Annotated in this window: 20 protein-coding genes; 8 read left to right on the forward strand and 12 right to left on the reverse strand. The window is 74.3% G+C overall.

Annotation, left to right across the window (positions count from 1 at the left end; genetic code table 11):
• Positions 1 to 25: 25 nt before the first annotated feature.
• From pdhA to HK417_RS07120, 5 genes are all read left to right on the forward strand, one after another.
• Positions 26 to 1,168, forward strand: a complete 1,143-nt coding sequence (gene pdhA, locus HK417_RS07100) for a pyruvate dehydrogenase (acetyl-transferring) E1 component subunit alpha (RefSeq protein ID WP_222264806.1) — start codon at positions 26 to 28, stop codon at positions 1,166 to 1,168.
• Positions 1,169 to 1,330: 162 nt separating this feature from the next.
• Positions 1,331 to 2,308 carry an alpha-ketoacid dehydrogenase subunit beta gene (locus HK417_RS07105; protein ID WP_222264808.1) on the forward strand — a complete coding sequence of 326 codons (978 nt, stop codon included), beginning with the start codon at positions 1,331 to 1,333 and terminating at the stop codon, positions 2,306 to 2,308.
• The gene (locus HK417_RS07110) at positions 2,308 to 3,783 is read left to right on the forward strand and encodes a dihydrolipoamide acetyltransferase family protein (RefSeq protein WP_222264810.1); all 1,476 of its coding nucleotides are present in this window, start codon (positions 2,308 to 2,310) and stop codon (positions 3,781 to 3,783) included. Before HK417_RS07105 ends, HK417_RS07110 begins: the two co-directional genes overlap by 1 nt.
• A gap of 2 nt (positions 3,784 to 3,785) precedes the next feature.
• A complete protein-coding gene (locus tag HK417_RS07115) occupies positions 3,786 to 4,967 on the forward strand; it encodes an AGE family epimerase/isomerase (protein WP_222264812.1) in 1,182 nt (393 codons plus the stop codon).
• A 46-nt stretch (positions 4,968 to 5,013) separates the two neighbouring features.
• Complete coding sequence (locus HK417_RS07120) at positions 5,014 to 5,172, forward strand: hypothetical protein (protein ID WP_261326039.1); 159 nt, start codon at positions 5,014 to 5,016, stop codon at positions 5,170 to 5,172.
• 170 nt (positions 5,173 to 5,342) lie between these two features.
• Here HK417_RS07120 and HK417_RS07125 read toward each other — a convergent pair whose 3' ends face one another.
• Genes HK417_RS07125 through HK417_RS07140 form a run of 4 tightly spaced genes read right to left on the reverse strand, consistent with a single transcriptional unit; the run spans position 5,343 to position 9,602 of the window.
• Entirely contained in the window at positions 5,343 to 5,603 is a 261-nt protein-coding gene (locus HK417_RS07125) for an HPr family phosphocarrier protein (RefSeq protein WP_222264813.1), read from the reverse strand.
• 33 nt (positions 5,604 to 5,636) lie between these two features.
• Positions 5,637 to 7,799, reverse strand: coding sequence for a PTS fructose transporter subunit IIABC (locus tag HK417_RS07130; RefSeq protein WP_222264815.1), 2,163 nt, complete (start codon positions 7,797 to 7,799; stop codon positions 5,637 to 5,639).
• A 16-nt stretch (positions 7,800 to 7,815) separates the two neighbouring features.
• Positions 7,816 to 8,838 (reverse strand): 1-phosphofructokinase family hexose kinase, encoded by a 1,023-nt coding sequence (locus tag HK417_RS07135; RefSeq protein ID WP_222264817.1) that lies wholly within the window; start codon positions 8,836 to 8,838, stop codon positions 7,816 to 7,818.
• Positions 8,835 to 9,602 (reverse strand): DeoR/GlpR family DNA-binding transcription regulator, encoded by a 768-nt coding sequence (locus HK417_RS07140; protein WP_222265013.1) that lies wholly within the window; start codon positions 9,600 to 9,602, stop codon positions 8,835 to 8,837. The genes HK417_RS07135 and HK417_RS07140 overlap by 4 nt, the downstream gene beginning before the upstream one ends.
• Positions 9,603 to 9,856: 254 nt before the next feature.
• Here HK417_RS07140 and HK417_RS07145 point away from each other — a divergent pair, with 254 nt between their 5' ends.
• Positions 9,857 to 11,572: a phosphoenolpyruvate--protein phosphotransferase gene (locus HK417_RS07145; RefSeq protein ID WP_222264819.1), complete on the forward strand. Its 1,716-nt coding sequence runs from the start codon at positions 9,857 to 9,859 to the stop codon at positions 11,570 to 11,572.
• Between the two features lie 231 nt (positions 11,573 to 11,803).
• Complete coding sequence (locus tag HK417_RS07150) at positions 11,804 to 11,956, forward strand: hypothetical protein (RefSeq protein WP_222264821.1); 153 nt, start codon at positions 11,804 to 11,806, stop codon at positions 11,954 to 11,956.
• Positions 11,957 to 12,048: 92 nt separating this feature from the next.
• Here HK417_RS07150 and HK417_RS07155 read toward each other — a convergent pair whose 3' ends face one another.
• The 8 genes from HK417_RS07155 to HK417_RS07190 form a co-directional block, all read right to left on the reverse strand.
• Positions 12,049 to 12,891 (reverse strand): tyrosine-protein phosphatase, encoded by an 843-nt coding sequence (locus tag HK417_RS07155; RefSeq protein WP_222264823.1) that lies wholly within the window; start codon positions 12,889 to 12,891, stop codon positions 12,049 to 12,051.
• On the reverse strand, positions 12,888 to 13,829 hold the full coding sequence (locus HK417_RS07160) for a 3-methyladenine DNA glycosylase (protein WP_308123429.1): 942 nt from the start codon (positions 13,827 to 13,829) through the stop codon (positions 12,888 to 12,890). The genes HK417_RS07155 and HK417_RS07160 overlap by 4 nt, the downstream gene beginning before the upstream one ends.
• A gap of 156 nt (positions 13,830 to 13,985) precedes the next feature.
• Positions 13,986 to 14,741: a 3-hydroxybutyrate dehydrogenase gene (locus HK417_RS07165; RefSeq protein ID WP_222264826.1), complete on the reverse strand. Its 756-nt coding sequence runs from the start codon at positions 14,739 to 14,741 to the stop codon at positions 13,986 to 13,988.
• Between the two features lie 159 nt (positions 14,742 to 14,900).
• Positions 14,901 to 15,086 carry a hypothetical protein gene (locus HK417_RS07170; protein WP_222264827.1) on the reverse strand — a complete coding sequence of 62 codons (186 nt, stop codon included), beginning with the start codon at positions 15,084 to 15,086 and terminating at the stop codon, positions 14,901 to 14,903.
• A gap of 28 nt (positions 15,087 to 15,114) precedes the next feature.
• On the reverse strand, positions 15,115 to 15,330 hold the full coding sequence (locus HK417_RS07175) for a hypothetical protein (protein WP_222264829.1): 216 nt from the start codon (positions 15,328 to 15,330) through the stop codon (positions 15,115 to 15,117).
• Between the two features lie 37 nt (positions 15,331 to 15,367).
• Positions 15,368 to 17,212, reverse strand: coding sequence for an acyl-CoA dehydrogenase (locus tag HK417_RS07180; RefSeq protein WP_222264831.1), 1,845 nt, complete (start codon positions 17,210 to 17,212; stop codon positions 15,368 to 15,370).
• Positions 17,213 to 17,382: 170 nt separating this feature from the next.
• The gene (locus HK417_RS07185) at positions 17,383 to 17,805 is read right to left on the reverse strand and encodes a hypothetical protein (protein ID WP_222264833.1); all 423 of its coding nucleotides are present in this window, start codon (positions 17,803 to 17,805) and stop codon (positions 17,383 to 17,385) included.
• A gap of 50 nt (positions 17,806 to 17,855) precedes the next feature.
• Positions 17,856 to 18,476: a TetR/AcrR family transcriptional regulator gene (locus HK417_RS07190; RefSeq protein WP_222264835.1), complete on the reverse strand. Its 621-nt coding sequence runs from the start codon at positions 18,474 to 18,476 to the stop codon at positions 17,856 to 17,858.
• A gap of 169 nt (positions 18,477 to 18,645) precedes the next feature.
• Between HK417_RS07190 and HK417_RS07195 the strand changes: the two genes are divergently transcribed.
• Positions 18,646 to 18,810: a hypothetical protein gene (locus HK417_RS07195; protein ID WP_222264836.1), complete on the forward strand. Its 165-nt coding sequence runs from the start codon at positions 18,646 to 18,648 to the stop codon at positions 18,808 to 18,810.
• The last annotated feature ends 57 nt before the right edge of the window (positions 18,811 to 18,867 follow it).

Raw genomic sequence — 18,867 nt, forward strand, 5'->3', positions numbered from 1 at the left:
CCGCGAGACGGCGAGGAGGACACGCGTGACCGCGTTGTCGCACACCACCGAGGTGGTCGATCCGGTGCCCGGTGCCGGTGCCCCGCACCTCCCCGGGCAGCCCCCGCTGGTGCAGCTGCTCACCCCGGAGGGTGAGCGGGTGGAGCACCCGGACTACTCCGTGGACGTCGGCGACCAGGAGCTGCGCGCCCTCTACCGCGACCTGGTGCTGGTCCGGCGCTGGGACGTCGAGGCCACCGCCCTGCAGCGCCAGGGCGAGCTGGGGATCTGGGCCTCGCTGCTCGGCCAGGAGGCCGCCCAGGTCGGCGCCGGGCACGCGCTGGCCGCGGACGACATGGCCTTCCCCACCTACCGGGAGCACGGCGTCGCCTGGGTCCGGGGGGTGGACCCGCTGCAGGTGATCAGCCTGTTCCGCGGGGTCGACGCGGGCGGCTGGGACCCGGTGGCGACCGGCTTCAACCTCTACACCGTCGTCATCGGCGCGCAGACGCTGCACGCCACCGGTTATGCCATGGGCGTGCAGCGCGACTGCGCCGAGTCCGCGGTGCTGGCCTTCCTGGGTGACGGCGCGACCAGCCAGGGCGAGGTCAACGAGGCGATGATCTGGGCCTCGTCCCTGTCCGCGCCGGTGGTCTTCTTCTGCCAGAACAACCAGTACGCGATCAGCGTGCCGATCGAGCGGCAGTCCCGGGTACCGCTGTACCAGCGGGCCGCCGGGTTCGGTTTCCCCGGCGTCCGGGTCGACGGCAACGACGTCCTCGCCGTGCTGGCGGTCACCCGGGCCGCGCTGGCCGCCGCCCGTGACGGGCAGGGCCCGACCTTCATCGAGGCGTTCACCTACCGGATGGGTGCGCACACCACCTCCGACGACCCGACCCGCTACCGGCTGGCCAGCGAGCTGGAGGAGTGGAAGCTGCGTGACCCCATCGCCCGGGTGAAGGCGTACCTGGCGCGCAGCGGCATCGCCGACGCCGACTTCTTCGCCGCCATCGAAGCCGAGGGCGACGAGCTGGCCGCCCGGATCCGGAAGGGCACCCTCGACATGCCCGACCCGGCCGGGACGGAGATCTTCGACCACGTCTACGCCGAGATGCCGCCACCCCTGGCCGCCCAGCGCGCCGAGTTCGTCGAGTACCACGCGGGCTTCGAGGGCGGGGTCGAGCGATGACGACCCCGATGACGACGCCCGAGCGAGCATCGCAGGGAGCGCCAGCGACCGAGGAGCGGAACGCGGGCGGAGTCGAGCGATGACGACCCCGATGACGACGCCCGAGCGAGCATCGCAGGGAGCGCCAGCGACCGAGGAGTGGAACGCGGGCGGAGTCGAGCGATGACGGAGACGCTGACCATCGGCAAGGCGCTCAACCTCGGCCTGCGCCGGGCCCTCGAGGACGACCCGAAGGTCGTGCTCATGGGCGAGGACATCGGTCGGCTGGGCGGGGTCTTCCGGATCACCGACGGCCTGCAGAAGGACTTCGGCGACGACCGCGTCGTCGACACCCCGCTGGCCGAGGCGGGGATCGTCGGCACCGCCGTCGGCCTGGCCATGCGCGGCTACCGGCCGGTCTGCGAGATCCAGTTCGACGGGTTCGTCTTCCCCGCGTACAACCAGCTCGTCACCCAGGTGGCCAAGATCCACGCCCGGTCGCGGGGCCGGCTGGCGATGCCGATCGTCATCCGGATCCCCTTCGGCGGGGGCATCGGCGCGGTCGAGCACCACAGCGAGAGCCCCGAGGCTTACTTCGCCCACACCGCGGGGCTCAAGGTGGTCGCCGTCAGCACCCCGGCCGACGCCTACTGGGGCATCCAGCAGGCGATCGCCCATCCCGACCCGATCGTCTTCCTCGAGCCCAAGCGCCGGTACTGGGAGAAGGCCGCGGTCGACCTCGACGGCACGCCGTCCCCGCTGTTCGCCTCCCGGGTGGTGCGCGGGGGGGACGACGTCACCGTGCTCGCCTACGGCCCGATGGTGAAGACGGCGCTGCAGGCCGCGGAGGCCGCCGCCGAGGAGGGCCGCTCCCTGGAGGTCATCGACCTGCGCACGATCTCCCCGCTGGACCTCGACCCGGTGTTCGCGTCGGTGCGGCGCACCGGCCGGTGCGTCGTCGTCCACGAGGCCCCGGTCACCCTCGGCCTGGGCGCCGAGATCGCCGCCCGGGTCACCGAGACCTGCTTCCACTCCCTGGAGGCACCGGTGCTGCGGGTGGGCGGTTACGACACGCCCTACCCGCCGTCGAAGCTCGAGGAGGAGTACCTCCCCGACCTCGACCGCGTGCTCGACGCCGTCGACCGCTCGATGGGGTTCTGATGGCCGACCTGCGCCAGTTCAAGCTGCCCGACGTCGGCGAGGGGCTCACCGAGGGGGAGATCCTGTCCTGGCTGGTCGCCGTCGGCGACACGGTGACGGTGAACCAGCCGCTGTGCGAGGTGGAGACGGCGAAGGCCGCCGTCGAGCTGCCCTCGCCCTACGCCGGCACGGTCACCGAGCTGCTGTACGAGGCCGGGACGACGGTCGACGTGGGGTCGCCGATCATCACCATCGACGTCGGTGGGGAGGGCAGCGGGAGCCCGGCCGCCCAGTCCACCGGGTCGGGGCTGATCGGGGAGACGAACCCCAACGGCCGCACCGCGGTGCTCGTCGGCTACGGGCCGCGCACCACCGAGGCCCGCCGTCGTCCGCGCCGCACCGGCACGTCGGCCGCCGCCCGGGCCGCTACCCCGCAGGTGCCGGCCGAGGCCGACTACGACAGCGGGCAGGACCGCCCGCCGCTGCTGGCCACCGCGCCGGACGTCACCGTGAAGCCGGTCCGCCACGGGGGGCTGGAGACCGGGCGGGCCGCGGAGGCGCACAGCACGCCCGACGTGGCCGCGGCGCCGTCCAGCGCTGCCGCGCCCGGCCAGGGTGCGCTGCGCCCGCTGGCCAAGCCCCCGGTGCGCAAGTACGCCAAGGACCTCGGCATCGACCTCGCCACGGTCCCCGGCACCGGGCCCGGCGGCGTGATCACCCGGGCCGACGTCGACGCCGCCCGCGGCGCCACCCCGACCCCCGCGGCCCTCGCCGGCCCGGGCCCGGCGGCTCCGTCGGGCGGGGAGCAGCGGATCCCGATCAAGGGCGTGCGCAAGCACACCGCCGCCGCCATGGTGTCCAGCGCCTTCACCGCGCCGCACGTCACCGAGTTCCTCACCGTCGACGTGACCCGGGCGATGAAGCTGCGGGACCGGCTGGCCGCCCGGCCGGAGTTCGCCGGCGTGAAGGTGAGCCCGCTGCTGCTGGTCGCCAAGGCGGTGCTGCTCGCGGCCCAGCGGCACCCGATGGTCAACAGCTCCTGGGACGAGGCGGCGCAGGAGATCGTCGTCCACGGGCAGGTGAACCTCGGGATCGCCGCCGCGACGCCGCGGGGTCTCGTCGTCCCCAACGTCAAGGACGCCGGCCGCCTGTCCCTCCCCGAGCTGGCCACCGCGCTCGCCGAGCTGACCGCCACCGCCCGGGCGGGGAAGACCGCGCCCGCGGACATGACCGGCGGCACGATCACCATCACCAACGTCGGCGTCTTCGGTGTCGACACCGGCACCCCGATCCTCAACCCCGGGGAGTCGGCGATCCTCGCCTTCGGCGCCGTCCGCGCGATGCCGTGGGTGCACAAGGGCAAGGTCGTGCCGCGCCAGGTCACCACCCTGGGCCTGTCCTTCGACCACCGGATCGTCGACGGCGAGCTCGGGTCCCGGTTCCTGGCCGACGTGGGCGCCCTGCTGCACGACCCGGGCGTCGCGCTGGCCTTCTGACCATGCGGACCGCCCTGCAGCAGGTGCTGGCCTTCGCCGCGGGCTCCCGGGTGCCCGAGGGGTTCGGCTACCTCGGCGCCGACGGCCGGGTCGTCACCGGCCGGCCGGTCGAGACGTGGATCAGCGCGCGGATGACCCACGTGTTCGGGCTGGCCACCCTGCTGGGGCGCCCGGCCGCCGAGGAGCTCGCGGCGCACGGGGTGGCGGCGCTGCGCGGCGGGCCGCTGCACGACGGCGAGCACGGCGGCTGGCGCGCGGCCACCGACGACGACACGAAGGCCGCCTACGTGCACGCCTTCGCCGTCCTCGCCGGGGCGACCGCCACGGCCGCCGGCATCGACGGCGGCCGCCCCCTGCTCGACGAGGGCCTGGCCGTCTGGGAGCAGCGGTTCTGGGACGACGACGAGGGGCTGGCCGCGGAGTCCTTCGACCGGGCCTGGACGACGAGCGAGGACTACCGCGGCGCCAACGCGAACATGCACGGCGTGGAGGCGGCGCTGGCCGCGGCCGACGCGCTCGCGCCCAGCGATCCCGGGACCGCCGCCCGGCTGCGCACGCACGCGCTGCGGGCCACCGAGCGGCTCGTGCACGGCTGGGCCCGGGAGCGGAACTGGCGGCTCCCCGAGCACTTCACGGCCGGCTGGGAGCCGCTGCCGGAGTTCAACCGCGACCGCCCGGCCGACCCCTTCCGGCCCTACGGCGTGACCATCGGGCACCAGTTCGAGTGGGCGCGGCTGTGCCTGCACCTGGCGGCGGCGCTGGACGAGCACGCCCCCGGGTGGCTGCGCACCGACGCCGACGGGCTGTTCCTCGCCGCGGCCGAGCGCGGCTGGGCCGCCGACGGGCAGGAGGGCTTCCCGTACACGCTGGACTGGGAGGACCGGCCGGTGGTCGGCGCCCGCATGCACTGGGTGGTCTGCGAGGCCGTCGCGGCGGCCGCCGTCCGGTACGCCGTCACCGGCGACCCCCGGGCGGCCACCCTGCAGCAGCGCTGGGGGGAGCTGGGCGACCGGCTGTTCCTCGACCCGGCCGCGGGGAGCTGGCACCACGAGCTGACGCCGGAGGGCGCCGTCGGCTCCGGGACGTGGGAGGGCAAGCCGGACGCCTACCACCTGGTGCAGATGCTGCTGCTGCCCGGCCGCCCGGTCCGCGGCAGCGTGGCCGCCGCCGTCCTCGCCTCCTGAGCGGTCAGGAGGGACCGGTCCGTCACGTGACACCGGGCGATCGGCGGTGACTACCGGGGAGCCCGAGGGCGTCGTGGAGAAGGTCGGCGCGGCCGTCGGGGTCGACGACCGGCAGATCAACGCCGACGTGAAGCGCTTCAAGGAGTTCATCGAGAGCCGCGGCACCGAGACCGGTGCCTGGCGCGGCGACATCCCGCGCGAATAGGAGGACCGTCCTGCCCCCACCCCTCGCATGCTTGGGGTGGGCCCCTGCCGGACGGCCGAACGACGAGCGCCCGCCCCCGTGAGGAGGGCGGGCGCTGTCGCAACGGCCTGGAGCGGCCCGGTCCAGAGGCTCGCCGCGAGCTTTCCCAGCGGTGAGGAGAACCGGGTCCTCTATTCGGCGTCGAGGTCGCGCTCGACCATCTCGGCGATGTGTGCGAGGGCCGCCTCGTCATCGCTGGTGACCTCGACGTCGGTGCCCTTCTTCGCACCGAGCGTCATGATCATCAGCGGTGAGCCGGCGTCCACCGGGTTGCCGCCGGGGGTGGCCAGCGTGACCGACGCGCCGGACTTGGCGACCGCCTCGGCGATCAGGGCGGCCGGTCGGGCGTGCAGGCCGACGGCGGAGCCGACGGTGACGGTCTTGGAGGGCATCGGTGCCTCTTCTCGGATCGACGGTGGGTGGGATCAGCTTGCCTGCTGCGCGACGGCGGCACCCGCCGGGGCAGCAGGAGCGTGGGTGGGCGTGTGCGCGTGCTGGAGGTCGACGGCGTCCTCGGGGACGTCCTCGGCCTTGGGCCGGCCGATGCTCTTGGCGATGGTCACGGCGGCGGCGCCGACGACCGCACCGATGAGCACGGCGATCAGGAACAGCAGGGCGTTGCTCATCGCGAAGAACACGAAGATGCCGCCGTGCGGGGCGCGCAGCTCGACGCCGCTGGACGCGACGATCGCGCCGGTCGTCGCACCGCCGAGCATCATCGACGGGATCACCCGCAGCGGGTCGGCCGCGGCGAACGGGATCGCACCCTCGGAGATGAACGAGGCGCCCAGCAGCCAGGCTGCCTTGCCGTTGTCCCGCTCGGCCGGGGTGTACAGCTTCGGCCGGATCGCGGTGGACATCGCCATGGCGATCGGCGGGACCATGCCGGCCGCCATGACGGTCGCCATGATCACCAGCGGTGCGCCGCCGGTGGTCGCCGCGGCGGCCAGCCCGGTGGTGGCGAAGACGTAGGCCGCCTTGTTGACCGGTCCGCCGAGGTCGAAGCACATCATCAGGCCGAGGATGATCCCGAGCAGGATCGCCGACGTGCCGGTCAGGCCGTTGAGGAAGTTCCCCAGCCCGGTGAGGGCGGCGGCCAGCGGGCGGCCGAGGAGGACGACCATCAGGCCGCTGGAGATCAGCGTCGCGATCAGCGGGATGATCACGACGGGCTGCAGACCGCGGGCCCAGGTGGGGAGCTTCCAGCGGCTGATCCACAGTGCGACGAAGCCGGCCAGGATGCCGCCGACCACGCCACCCAGGAAGCCGGCGCCCACGGTCAGCGAGACCGCGCCGACGACGAAGCCCGGGACGATGCCGGGCCGGTCGGCGATGGCGTAGGCGATGTAGCCGGCCAGCGCGGGGACGAGGAAGCCGAAGGCCGCCTGGCCGAGCACGGTGAAGACTGCGCCGAGGTAGCCCAGGAAGCCCCCGCGGAGGTAGTCGACACCGGGGTCGGCGGGCAGGTTGAAGAAGGTGTTGTTGAGCGCCCAGTTCTGCGCGAAGCTCAGGCCGTCGGTGCTGGGGTCGGTGGTGACGATCGGGTACCCGCCGAACAGGAAGCCGAGCGCGATGAGCAGACCGCCGGCCGCCACGAACGGGATCATGTAGCTGACGCCGGTGAGCAGCCAGCGGCGGACCTCGCCGCCGAGCGACGGCTTCCCGCCGCCGCCGTCCCCGGCCGGAGCCGCTCCGCCCGCGCCGGCGGTACCGGGCACCCGGCGGCCGTTGGGGTCGTCGGCGGCGGCCAGGGCCTCGCGGATCATCACGTCGGGCTCGTTCATCGCGCGCTTGGTGCCCGACTGCACCAGCGGCTTGCCGGCGAAGCGGTCCCGGTCCTTGACCCCCACGTCCACCGCGAAGATCACCGCGTCGGCGCGGCTGATCACCGAGGGGTCCAGCGGGGTGGACCCGGAGGAGCCCTGGGTCTCCACGTGCAGCTCGACGCCCATCTCCTTGGCTGCCGCGGTCAGCTTGTCCGCCGCCATGTAGGTGTGCGCGATGCCGGTCGGGCAGGCGCTGACCGCGATGACGGTGCGGGACGACGTCCCGGCCGGCGCGGCAGCGGGCGCGGCGGCCGGCGGGGCGCTCGCGGTGGTGGCGCCGCCGGCGGCCGCGGGGGCGGCGGCCGCGGGCGCGGGGGAGACGACGTCCTGCACCAGGGCGACGATCTCCTCCGAGCTGCTCGCCGCGCGCAGCGAGGCGACGAACTCCGGCCGCACCAGCGCGCGGGCCAGTGCGGTGAGCAGGGTCAGGTGGTCGGCGTCGCCGTGCTCGGGCGCGGCGATGAGGAAGGCCAGGTCGGCGGGGCCGTCGGGCGCGCCGAAGTCGACCTTCGGGGAGAGCCGGGCGAAGGCCAGCGACGCCTGGGTGACCGCCGACGACCGGCAGTGCGGGATCGCGATCCCGCCGGGCAGGCCGGTGGCGGCCTTCGCCTCGCGCGCCATCGCGTCGGCGTGCAGCGAGTCGCCGGTGGTCGCTCGGCCGGCCCCGGCGACCAGCTCGGCGAGCCGGCGCACCACGGTGCCCTTGTCGGACCCGAGATCGGCGTCGAGCGCCACCAACTCGGGCGTGATCAGTGCGGACATGGTCTCTCCTGCGTGTCTAACGGGCGTCGGTACCGGCGGCCGGGACGGCCTCGGCGGGAGCTGGGTGGCCGGGCAGGCCGGCGGCGACGGCGACCCCGGCCGGGTCGACCTGCGCGGCGGTCGGCACGGCCGACCCGGGGAGCGAGGCGCTGGCCGAGCCGTAGGCGACCGCGGTGCGCAGCCGCTCGGCCGGGTCCCCGCCGGCGAGGTCGGCCAGCACGTAGCCGGCCAGGCTGCAGTCGCCGGCGCCCACGGTGCTGCGCACGGTGATCCGCGGCGGCCGGGCCGACCACAGCCCGCCGTCGGCGGTGGAGAGCAGGGCGCCCTCGGCGCCGAGGGTGAGCAGCACCTCGGCGACCCCGCGCTCGTGCAGCGTGGCGACGGCGGCGAGCGCAGCGTGCAGGTCGGTCGCGACCGACTCCTCCGGCACCCCGGCCAGCTGGGCGAGCTCCTCGATGTTGGGCTTGAGCAGGTCGGGGGCGGCGTCCGGTCCCGCGCCGAGCAGGGCCAGCAGCGGCGCCTCGGAGGTGTCGACGGCGATCCGCGCGCCGGTGTCCCGCAGCCCCCGGACCAGCGTGGCGTACCAGTCCAGCGGGGCCCCCGGCGGCAGCGACCCGGAGAGGACGACCCACCGGGCGCCGGTGGCGTGCTCGTGGACCGCCGCCTCCAGCGCGGCCAGCGCGGTGTCGTCGAGCCGGGCACCGGGCTCGTTCAGCTTGGTGGTGGTGCCGTCCGGCTCGGTGAGCGTGTAGTTGGTCCGCACCGGGGTGGCCAACGGCACCGTGGCCAGCCGCAGGCCCAGCTCGTGCAGCGCCCGGACGATCGGGTCGTCGTCGGCGGCGGGCAGCACCGAGACGACGTCCGCCCCGGCCGCGGCCACCGCCCGCGACACGTTGACGCCCTTGCCGCCGGGTTCGGTGCTGCTCGGGCCCAGCCGGGCGACCGCGCCGCGCTCCAGCGGACCCGGCAGCGCGAGCGTCCGGTCCAGGCTCGGGTTGGCGGTCAGCGTGACCACCCGCCCGGTCGACTCCGTCCTCATCCGACGAGCACCTCGATCCCCTGTTGCTCCAGTTCGGCGACGACGGCCGGGTCGGCCTCGTCATCGGTGACCAGGACGTCGACGTCCTCGACGGCCGCGAAGCGCACCAGGTGCTCGCGGCCGATCTTGCTGCTGTCACCGAGCACCACCACCCGCTGCCCGGCGGAGGCCATCGCCCGCTTGACACCGGCCTCCGCCTCGTCGGGGGTGGAGAAACCGTGGGTGGCGCTGATCCCGTTGGTGCCGATGAAGACGACGTCGGCCCGCAGGTCGGCCAGTGCGGCGACGGTCGACAGCCCGACGGCGGCCTGGGTGATCCCGCGGACCCGGCCGCCGAGCAGGTGCAGGGAGATGCCGGGGGAGGGGGCCAGCCGGGCGGCGATCGGCACGGAGTTGGTGGCGACGGTCAGCGACCGGTCGCCGGGCAGCAGCTCGGCCAGCGCCGCGGTGGTGCTGCCACCGTCGAGGACGACGCTGCCGTGCGGACCGGGCAGGAGGGCGAGCGCGGCTTTCGCGATCCGCCGCTTGGCCTCGGTGCGGGTGCCCCGCCGTTCACCGAAGGCGGACTCGACGACGGTGAGCGCGCCGACGGGCACCGCGCCGCCGTGCACGCGGCGCAGCATCCCGGCGCGCTCGAGGGTGGCGAGGTCCCGACGGACGGTCTCGGTCGTGACCCCGAAGTGCTCGGCGACGGCGGTGACGGCGACCCGGCCGCGCTGGCTGACGAGCCCGGTGATGGCCTGCTGACGCTCCTCGGCGTACATGGCGGTCACCTCCTGGCAGCTGCGGCGCTGAGGCGCTGTGCGCCAGAGCGTGCCCGAACATGTGGGTTCGGGCTTGTGTTTCTGTTGTTCTACGTGGGACCAGTTGACAAGTCAAGACCATTTCGTGACTCTGGTCACCGGACGCCCCATCGTCGTTGCGCCGGTCCCCGTTGCGCCACTCCATGCCGCCGTGAGGACGAGCGTCCGTCACCGGACGTACTCCCGCTGGACCCGAAGAGACAGTGAGGCCATCGATGTCCACCACTCCGACCCGCGCCGGGCTCGACTCGGCGGACCTCTCCCGGCCGGTCGTGCTCACCGGCACCCCCGTGGTGCCCGGCGTCGCCGTGGGGCCCGTGATCCGCCCGGTCGGCGCCGTGGAGCTGCCCTCCACCGAGGGTCCGTGGATCGCCGACGACGAGCGCGCGGCCGAGAAGGAACGGTTCGGCGCGGCCGCGGAGGCGGTGGCCCAGCGTCTGGCCGACCGCGCCGCGGCCGCCACCGGCGTCAGCGCCGAGGTGCTCGCCACCACCGCGCAGCTCGCCCGCGACCGGGGGCTGCTCTCGGCGGTGGAGCAGCGGATCGGCGAGGGCTCCTCCGCGCCCGTGGCCACGGTCGCGGCGGCCGCGCAGTTCGTCGACCTGTTCACCAGCCTGGGCGGGGTGATGGCCGAGCGGGCCACCGACGTCCGCGACGTCCGGGACCGGATCGTCGCCGAGCTCACCGGGCAGGGGGAGCCCGGCGTGCCGACGCCGGGGACGCCGTCGGTGCTGCTCGCCGACGACCTCGCCCCGGCCGACACGGCCGGCCTGGACCCCGCGCGGATCATCGCCCTGGCCACGCGGCTGGGCGGGGCCACCAGCCACACCGCGATCATCGCCCGCCAACTGGGCCTCCCCTGCGTCGTGGCGGTCGGCGGGCTCGACGACGTTCCCGAAGGGGCGGTCGTCCTGGTCGACGGCGAGGCGGGCACGGTCACCGTCGACCCCGACCTGCAGGACGCCGGAGCCCGGGTGGCCGCGTCGCGGGAGGCGGCTGCCGCGCTGGCCCAGTACCGCGGACCGGGCAGCACGCGCGACGGCCACGCGGTGCAGGTGCTCGCGAACGTGCAGGACGGCGCCGGGGCGCGGGCGGCCGCCGCGGCCCACGCCGAGGGGGTCGGGCTGCTCCGCACCGAGCTGGCCTTCTTCGGCCGCACCGAGGAGCCGCCGGTCGAGGAGCAGGCGCGGATCTACGCCGACGTCCTCGCGGCCTTCCCCGGCGGCAAGGTCGTGCTCCGCACGCTGGACGCCGGCTCGGACAAGCCGCTGCCGTTCGCCACGGCGCCGGACGAGGCCAACCCGGCCCTCGGCGTCCGCGGCCTGCGCACCGCCCGCCGCGACCCCGGCCTGCTCACCCGCCAGCTCGACGCGGTCGCCCAGGCCGCGCGGGAGACCGGCTCCTCGCCGTGGGTGATGGCGCCGATGGTCGCCACCGTGTCCGAGGCCGCCGACTTCGCCGCCCACGTGCGGGAGCGTGGTCTGGTGCCCGGGGTGATGGTCGAGGTGCCCTCGGTCGCGGTGCTCGCCGACCGGTTCCTCGAGCACCTGGACTTCCTGTCCATCGGGACCAACGACCTGTCGCAGTACACGCTGGCCGCCGACCGGCTCTCCGGTGACCTGGCCGACCTGACCGACCCGTGGCAGCCGGCCCTGCTCGCGTTGGTGGCGCAGACCGCCACCGCCGGGCAGCAGGTGGGCAAGCCGGTGGGGGTGTGCGGCGAGGCCGCTGCCGATCCGATGCTGGCCTGCGTGCTGGTCGGCATGGGGATCACCTCGCTGTCCTGCGCGGCGTCCTCGATCGCCGGGGTCGGCGCCCGGCTGGCCACGGTCGACCTGGCCACCTGCCGGGAGGCCGCGGACGTCGCGCTCGCGGCCGAGGACCCGCAGTCCGCGCGCGCCGCCGTCCGTGAGTTGCTCGCGAAGGCCTGAGGCGCACCGCAGGCGAGCCCGCCGGTCCCCGACCGGCGGGGCTCGCTCGCGGCCGGGCGCCAGAGGCGAAGGGGCCTCCGGGGTGAGGTTTCCAAGGTCATCACCCGCAGGAGTGACCCAGATCATCGGCGGCTTAGGGACTCGCCCTTCAAACCGATGGAATATGTGCACGTCCACCTGTATTACTACGGGTGTAACACACACCAGGCACGACCGAGAGAAGGCAGTGACATGAGCAGCGTGACCTCCACCTGGCGTCAGCGTCGGATGGCGGCGCGTACGCGCCAGGCCCTCGCCGCCGCGATGGCCCGCTCCAGCAGCCCCGCCCTGCGCGACGAGCTGCTGACCCTGGCGAACAGCGCGCCGTACACCAACCTGCGCTAACCGCCCTCCCGCCGACGGCGGGCAGGACCAGCGCAGCACATGCCCGACCCCGGACTTCCTCGCGAAGCCGGGGTCGTCCGCATTCCGGGTGGTCAGTCCCGGAGGCGGGCGCGCAGGGCGGCCTGCTCGTCGGCGCTGAAGCCGTGCGCGGCCAGCCAGTCCAGCGGTCCGCCCCAGCGCTCGTCGAGCAGGTCGAGCACGCGGCGCATCGACTCGGCGCGGGGCGTGTGGTGGGCGACGCCCCGGGTGGTCATGTCCTCGGCGTAGGTCGGGCTGGCCGCCAGCTTGGCCACCAGTGCGTCGATGACTTCGGCGGTCTGCGCGTAGTCCGCGACGATCGCCTCGGTCTCCGCGCCCGCGACCGCCAGCGCGAGGGCGACCACGACGCCGGTGCGGTCCTTGCCGGCGGCGCAGTGCACCACGGCGGCGCCGGGGCCGCCGGAGGCCAGCGAGCGCAGCGCGGCGACCACGTTCTCCGACCCGTCGGTCAGGTAGCCGAGGTAGGAGCGGACGGCGGGCAGCTCGCCCTCGTGACCCGGCGTGACCTGGCGGGGCAGCAGCGACTCCGCCCAGTCGGCGGGCAGCTCGGCGCGGACCAGCTCGGTGTCGTCCTCCTCTGCGGCGAAGACGTCGGTGCGCCGACCGCGCTCGGGCAGCAGGGTGAAGTGCCGGTGGGTGATCACGTCGACGTCCCGCAGCGGGCCGCGGCCCTCCAGCAGGATCTCCGCGGTGGTGCGCAGGTCGACGACCTCGGTCAGCCCGACCTCCTCGACGAGCCGGCGGACGTCATCCCGGCTGAGGGTCTGCAGGTTGTCGCTGCGGAGGATGCGCCCGCACACCGTCTCGCCGCCGTCCCCCGTGGGCAGACCCCCGAGGTCCCGGGTGTTCGTCGTCCCGTCGAGGTGGATCCAGCGGTCGGTGCGGGTGGAGGTCACCACCCGACGGTAGAGGCTCCGTCCGTTCCGAGCAGGTCGCGGCAGACCGTCAGCAGGCGCTGCCGCAGGTCTCCGCCGCGGGTGGCGAATCCGCGCTGCGCGGCGACGTACTGCGCCTTCCCCGCGGGCGTCTCGATCGCGACCGGCTCGTAGCCGGCGGCGCTCAGGTCGTAGGGCGACGCGCGCATGTCCAGCTCACGGACGTCCGACGCGAGGGCGAAGCAGTCGGCGAGCAGCTCGCCGGGCACCGCGGGGCTGAGCTTGTAGGCCCACTTGTAGAGGTCCATGGTCGCGTGCAGGCAGCCGGGCTGCTCCAGCTGCGGCTGGGTCTCCCGGGTGGGCGTGAGCGTGTTCCGGGGCCGCGCGGCCTGCGTGAAGAAGCGGAACGCGTCGATGTGGCTGCACTGCACGCGGTGCTGCTCGACGACGGCGTCGGTGCCGTCCTGGCCCAGGCGCAGTGGCAGCTGCTCGTGCCGTACCTCGCCGGCCCCCGGGCGGTAGAGCATCGCCCACTCGTGCAGGCCGAAGCAGCCGAACTGCGCCGGCCGCCCGGCGGTCGCGGCCAGCAGTCCCTCGATCCACGCGGCGGCGTCCCGGCGCTTGGCCAGGAACGCGGGGCGGTCCAGGCCGACGGCGGGCACCGGGTCCCCGTCGGGGGTGGTTGCCGCCACCTCGGCGTACATCGGCCAGTCCAGCCGCTCGCGGGCCGCCGTGCCGGCGAGCGCCGTGCCGAGGCCGGGGTGCCAGCGGCGCAGCCGCCCCGGGGTCTCGGAGTAGTAGGTGAACAGGAAGTCGAGCACCGGGTGGGCCACGCCGTCCCGGCGGCGCTGCCGGTGGGGCTCCAGCCAGCTGTCCATCCGGCGCTGGTACGCGGCCTCGCGCGCACGCCACTCGTCGACGGCGAGCGCCGTGGGACGGGTGTCGAGCAGTGGCGGCACCCGACCAGCGTAGGTCGCGCCGCGCTCGGGTCTCCGCCCGTGCCGACGGTGTGCGCCGAGGCGGGGTTCCTGCAGGAGGAACCCCGCCTCAGCGCACGGCGTCAGTCGCCGAGGCTGCCGGAGCGGTCGCGGCCGGCCTCCCCGCCGGACGGACGGTCAGTGCGCGGTCCACCCGCCGTCCATGACCAGCGAACTGCCGGTCACCGAGGTGGCCGACGGCGAGCAGAGCCAGGCGATCGCGTCGGCGACCTCCTCGGGCTCGATCAGCCGCTTGAGGGCAGCCGGCGCGAGCATGACCTGCTCGAGGACCTGGTCCTCGGTCAGCCCGTGGGCCCGGGCCTGGTCGGCGATCTGGCCTTCGACCAGCGGGGTGCGCACGTAGGCCGGGTTGACGCAGTTCGAGGTGACGCCGTGCTCCGCGCCCTCCAGGGCGATCACCTTCGACAACCCCTCGAGCCCGTGCTTCGCCGTCACGTAGGCGGACTTGTACGGCGAGGCCCGCAGCCCGTGCACCGAGCTGACGTTCACGATCCGGCCCCACCCGCGCTCGTACATGGACGGGAGCGCCCCGCGCACCAGGCGGAAGGGCGCCTCCAGCATCAGCCGGAGGATGAGGCTGAACCGGTCGACCGGGAACTCGTGGACCGGGGCGACGTGCTGCAGGCCCGCGTTGTTGACCAGCACGTCGACGTCGAGGTCCAGGGCGTCTACCGCGTCGAGGTCGCTGAGGTCGACGGTCACCGCCGTGCCGCCCACCTCCGTGGCCACCCGCTCCGCCGCCGCGGCGTCGCGGTCCACGACCACCACCGCGGCGCCCGCCTCGGCGAGGCGGACCGCACACGCCCGCCCGATCCCCGACGCACCGCCGGTGATCATCGCCCGTCGTCCGGCCAAGAAGTCGTTGTGCGCCATGGCGGCACCGTAGAGCGGTGCCCGGGTCTGGGCGACATGTGGGGGGTTCCACGTGCGCGAGCCGGCCCGCGCGGCGCTGCCGGGCGCTTCCCCGAGCCGCGTGTCCGACGCGGGTCCCGGCCTCGGCACCCCAACGGGTGCCGAGGCCGGGACCCGTGCTCAGCCGGCGGCGTTGCCCGGGCGGGTCTGGTCGTCGTCGCGCTGCGCCTCGTCGTCGGTGAGCAGGACCGTGTCCTGCTCACCGCGGTCGCTGGCGTTGTCGCCGGTCTGCCCGTCGATCAGGTTGCTGTCGGCGTCGGCGGTGTCCGGCGACTCGTTGTAGCCGGTGTTGTCGCTCTCGGTCATGCGGTCCTCCAGAGGTCGGTGCGGGGGGTCAGTCGGCCGGGTTCTCCGCGCGTTCGGCGAGCTCGGGCTGACCGGTGACCCGGGCGGACTGGTCGCCGCCGGTGGCCTGGTCACGCTCGACCGCCTCGTCCCGGGTGAGGGGGACGTCGCCGAACGAGTCGGTGCCGGTGTCGCTGTCGTCCCCGGTCCCCGACGCCGTGGGGACGTCCTGCTGGATCCGGTCGCTGCCGCCGGTCTCACTCATGGCACCCAGATGCCCACGTGCCGGGCGGAGAAACGGCTCAGAAGGCGGCCTCGTCGACCGTCATCAGCGCGTCGTCGGTGTCCTCGACGATCGACCGGTCGGCGGTGAGCCGGGGCAGCACCTGGGTGGAGAAGAAGCGGGTCGCCGCCAGCTTGCCCTCGTAGAAGTGCCGGTCCCGCTCGCTCACCTCACCGGCCAGCGCGGCCAGGGCCACCTCGGACTGGCGCACCAGCAGCCAGGCGGTGACCAGGTCGCCGACGGCCAGCAGCAGCCGGGAGGTGTTCTGGCCGATCTGGTACAGCTTCAAAGGGTCCTGCTGGGCGGCGGCCAGCCGGCCGAGCAGGGCGGCGAGCACGGCCTGGACGTCGCCGAGCGCGGTCGCCAGCAGCGCCCGCTCCTCCTTGAGCCGGCCGTTGCCCGACTCGGCGGTGATCGTGGCCTGAACCTGCTCGGCGAGCCAGGTCAGCGCGACGCCGCCGTCCCGGACGATCTTCCGGAAGAAGAGGTCCTGCCCCTGGATCGCCGTCGTGCCCTCGTAGAGGGTGTCGATCTTGGAGTCGCGGACGTACTGCTCGAGCGGGTGGTCCTGCAGGTAGCCCGAGCCGCCGAGGGTCTGCAGCGACTCGCTGGTCAGCAGCTCGGTGGCCCGCTCGGACCCGAAGCCCTTCACGATCGGCAGCAGCAGGTCGTTCACCCGGGCGGCGAGCACCGCGTCCTCGCTGTCGGCGGCCCCGGCCGCCTCGGCCGCCAGCACCTGGTCCCGGAAGGAGGCGGCGTAGAGGTACAGCGCGCGCATGCCCTCCGTGTAGGCCTTCTGCAGCATCAGCGAGCGGCGCACGTCGGGGTGGTGGGTGATCGTCACCCGCGGGGCGTCCTTGCTGGTCGCGGTCAGGTCGGCCCCCTGCACCCGCACCTTGGCGTAGGCCAGCGCCTGCCGGTAGCCCGCGGAGAGCGTGGCGATCGCCTTGGTGCCGACGAACATCCGGGCGTACTCGATGACCTTGAACATCTGGGCGATGCCGTCGTGCACGTCGCCGACCAGCCAGCCCGTCGCCGGCACCGGTCCGTCGCCGAAGGTGAGCTCGCAGGTCGTGGAGACCTTGAGGCCCATCTTCTTCTCCACGTTGGTCACCCAGACGCCGTTGCGCTCGCCGAGCGCGCCGGTGGCGAGGTCGACGTGGAACTTCGGGACGACGAACAGCGACAGCCCCTTGGTCCCCGGTCCCGCGCCCTCCGGGCGGGCCAGCACCAGGTGGACGATGTTGTCGGTCAGGTCGTGCTCGGCCGAGGTGATGAACCGCTTGACGCCGCTGATGTGCCAGGACCCGTCGTCCTGCCGGACCGCCCGGGTGCGTCCGGCGCCCACGTCGGACCCCGCGTCGGGCTCGGTGAGCACCATGGTGGCGCCCCAGCCGCGCTCGATCATCAGCTCGGCCAGGCGCTGCTGCTCCGGGGTGCCCAGCGAGTGCAGGATCGCGGCGAAGGTCGCGCCCGAGCCGTACATGAAGACGGCGGGGTTCGCGCCCAGCACCATCTCGAACGCCGCCCAGCGGAGCGCGACCGGCGCGCCGAAGCCACCGAGCTCCTCGGGCAGGTCCAGGCGGAACCACTCGCCGGCGGCCAGCGCCTCGTAGGAGCGCTTGAACGACTCGGGGAGCGTCACCGAGTGCGTGACCGGGTCGAACACCGGCGGGTTGCGGTCGGCGTCGGTGAAGGACGCGGCCAGCGGCCCCTCGGCCAGCCGGCGGACCTCCGCCAGCACCCCGCGCGCCGTCTCGGCGTCCATCTGCTCGAACGGGCCGGTGCCGAACAGGCTCCTGGTGCTCTGGAACTCAAAGAGGTTGAACTCGAGGTCGCGCAGGTCAGCCGTGTAGTGGCTCATGGACGGTGCTCCGTGCTCGGGCCGGTGGGAGCGTGCGTACTCCCCGGTAACAAACGCTATTACCGACCGGTAATCAGGAGCAAGCACTCTCACCCCGCGCCGTCCTCCGGGCACCGCACGTCGGGCCAGATGCACTGCGCGCCGTCCTGATGCAGTGCACGAGCCGGCGGTCAGCCGTCGAGGGCCGGGCCCGCCTCGTGCCGCGGGTGGCCGGAGGTGCGCTCGCGCTGCTTCATCCGGGCCTCGAACACGTGCCGGTCGCCGTCGGCGAGCTCGGTGCGGGCCCGCTCGTCGAAGGCGCGGAACGTCGACCAGTAGGTCGCGTCGTAGTCCTCCACGACCTGGAAGGTCCAGCGGTCGGCGATGACGTTGCGGCCGACGAGGTCGCGGTCGAGATCGTCGGCGAGCTCGGTGTGGCCGGCGTCCCGGAGCTGCTGGACGGCGTCCTGCAGCAGCAGGTCGGCCTTGCCGGTGAGCTGGTGGAAGCCGTACAGCAGCCCGCGGGCCTGTTCCACGGTCTCCAGGGCCTCGGAGAGCTTGCCGAGGGCGGTGACGGTGTCGTCGTCGAGGTCGGGGCGGCTGCGGTCGGGCACGGGGTCATCCTGCGGGCAGCTCCGCCGCCCCGCCGTGCGAGCCGCCGGGATCAGGCGGTCGCCGCGTCGATCAGCCGCTCGGCCAGCTGCCGGCCGTGGGAGGCGGGCCCGTCGGGCCCGAGCAGCCCGCCGGAGAGGTACATGCCGTCGATGATCAGGTGGATCTGGGCGGCGAGGTCCTCGCCGCCGCCCGGGACCAGCTCGTCGGCCAGCCGCTCGAGCCGCAGGTGCAGCTCGAACTTGTAGTCGGCGGCGGCGCTGCGGGCCGGGTGCTGCGGGTCGTCGTACTCGCTGCTCACGTTGGTGAAGGGGCAGCCGCGGAAGCCGGTACGGGTGACGTCCCGCTCCACGACGTCCACCACCGCGAGCAGGGCCGCCCGCGGGTCACCCTCCAGCCGGGCGAGCTCCGCGTCCAGGTAGGCGAGCACGGTCGCGGCCTTGCGCGCCAGGTACGCGCCGACGAGGTCGTCCTTGCTCTTGAAGAGCCGGTACACCGTCATCTTGCCCAGGCCGGTCTCGCGGACCAGCTCATCCATCCCCACGCTGCGCGAGCTGCGCGCCGCGAAGAGGCGCTCGGCGGTGTCCAGGACGATCTCCTGGCGCTCGGCGCGGGAACGACGGGCCGGCGCACCGTCGTCGGTCGTGTGCAGGGGGAGTGCTGCTGCGGTCACGCGGCCGATGGTGCAGGACGGCGTGACGGAGCGGTTCGCGGCACGCCGACGGGCCCGGGCGTCGTCACGCACCGCCGTGGCGCATGGCGAACCCCGGGACGACGGGGGTCGGTGGTGCCGCTGTGACGAGCCCGGAGGGCTGGTTCAGGCCCGGCGGATCCGGCGGAGGTTGGCCAGCAAACGGACGACGGGAGCGCTCGGCGACCCCGAGGTCGACGACGGGCTGCGGGTGTCCTCCTGGCGCTCCGGGCGGTTCTCGGCCATGGCGGCCAGTCTTGCTGCGGGAGCGGACCCCGACGGCCCGGGTCGCGTGAACCGGTGCCGGATCGGGTGAGACGCCGCTCACCTGCCGTCCTGCGTTACGCTACTGACAATCATTCTCATTCCCGTA

This window comes from Modestobacter marinus, assembly GCF_019799945.1.
GTDB lineage: Bacteria > Actinomycetota > Actinomycetes > Mycobacteriales > Geodermatophilaceae > Modestobacter > Modestobacter marinus_B.

Excerpts from the sequence above, each read along its gene's own strand:
- HK417_RS07180 (WP_222264831.1), bottom strand. The coding sequence starts at position 17,212 with ATGAGCCACTACACGGCTGACCTGCGCGACCTCGAGTTCAACCTCTTT.
- HK417_RS07115 (WP_222264812.1), top strand. The coding sequence starts at position 3,786 with ATGCGGACCGCCCTGCAGCAGGTGCTGGCCTTCGCCGCGGGCTCCCGG.
- HK417_RS07140 (WP_222265013.1), bottom strand. The coding sequence starts at position 9,602 with ATGTACGCCGAGGAGCGTCAGCAGGCCATCACCGGGCTCGTCAGCCAG.
- HK417_RS07150 (WP_222264821.1), top strand. The coding sequence starts at position 11,804 with ATGAGCAGCGTGACCTCCACCTGGCGTCAGCGTCGGATGGCGGCGCGT.
- HK417_RS07175 (WP_222264829.1), bottom strand. The coding sequence starts at position 15,330 with ATGAGTGAGACCGGCGGCAGCGACCGGATCCAGCAGGACGTCCCCACG.
- HK417_RS07130 (WP_222264815.1), bottom strand. The coding sequence starts at position 7,799 with ATGTCCGCACTGATCACGCCCGAGTTGGTGGCGCTCGACGCCGATCTC.
- HK417_RS07110 (WP_222264810.1), top strand. The coding sequence starts at position 2,308 with ATGGCCGACCTGCGCCAGTTCAAGCTGCCCGACGTCGGCGAGGGGCTC.
- HK417_RS07135 (WP_222264817.1), bottom strand. The coding sequence starts at position 8,838 with ATGAGGACGGAGTCGACCGGGCGGGTGGTCACGCTGACCGCCAACCCG.
- HK417_RS07165 (WP_222264826.1), bottom strand. The coding sequence starts at position 14,741 with ATGGCGCACAACGACTTCTTGGCCGGACGACGGGCGATGATCACCGGC.
- HK417_RS07170 (WP_222264827.1), bottom strand. The coding sequence starts at position 15,086 with ATGACCGAGAGCGACAACACCGGCTACAACGAGTCGCCGGACACCGCC.
- HK417_RS07145 (WP_222264819.1), top strand. The coding sequence starts at position 9,857 with ATGTCCACCACTCCGACCCGCGCCGGGCTCGACTCGGCGGACCTCTCC.
- HK417_RS07105 (WP_222264808.1), top strand. The coding sequence starts at position 1,331 with ATGACGGAGACGCTGACCATCGGCAAGGCGCTCAACCTCGGCCTGCGC.
- HK417_RS07125 (WP_222264813.1), bottom strand. The coding sequence starts at position 5,603 with ATGCCCTCCAAGACCGTCACCGTCGGCTCCGCCGTCGGCCTGCACGCC.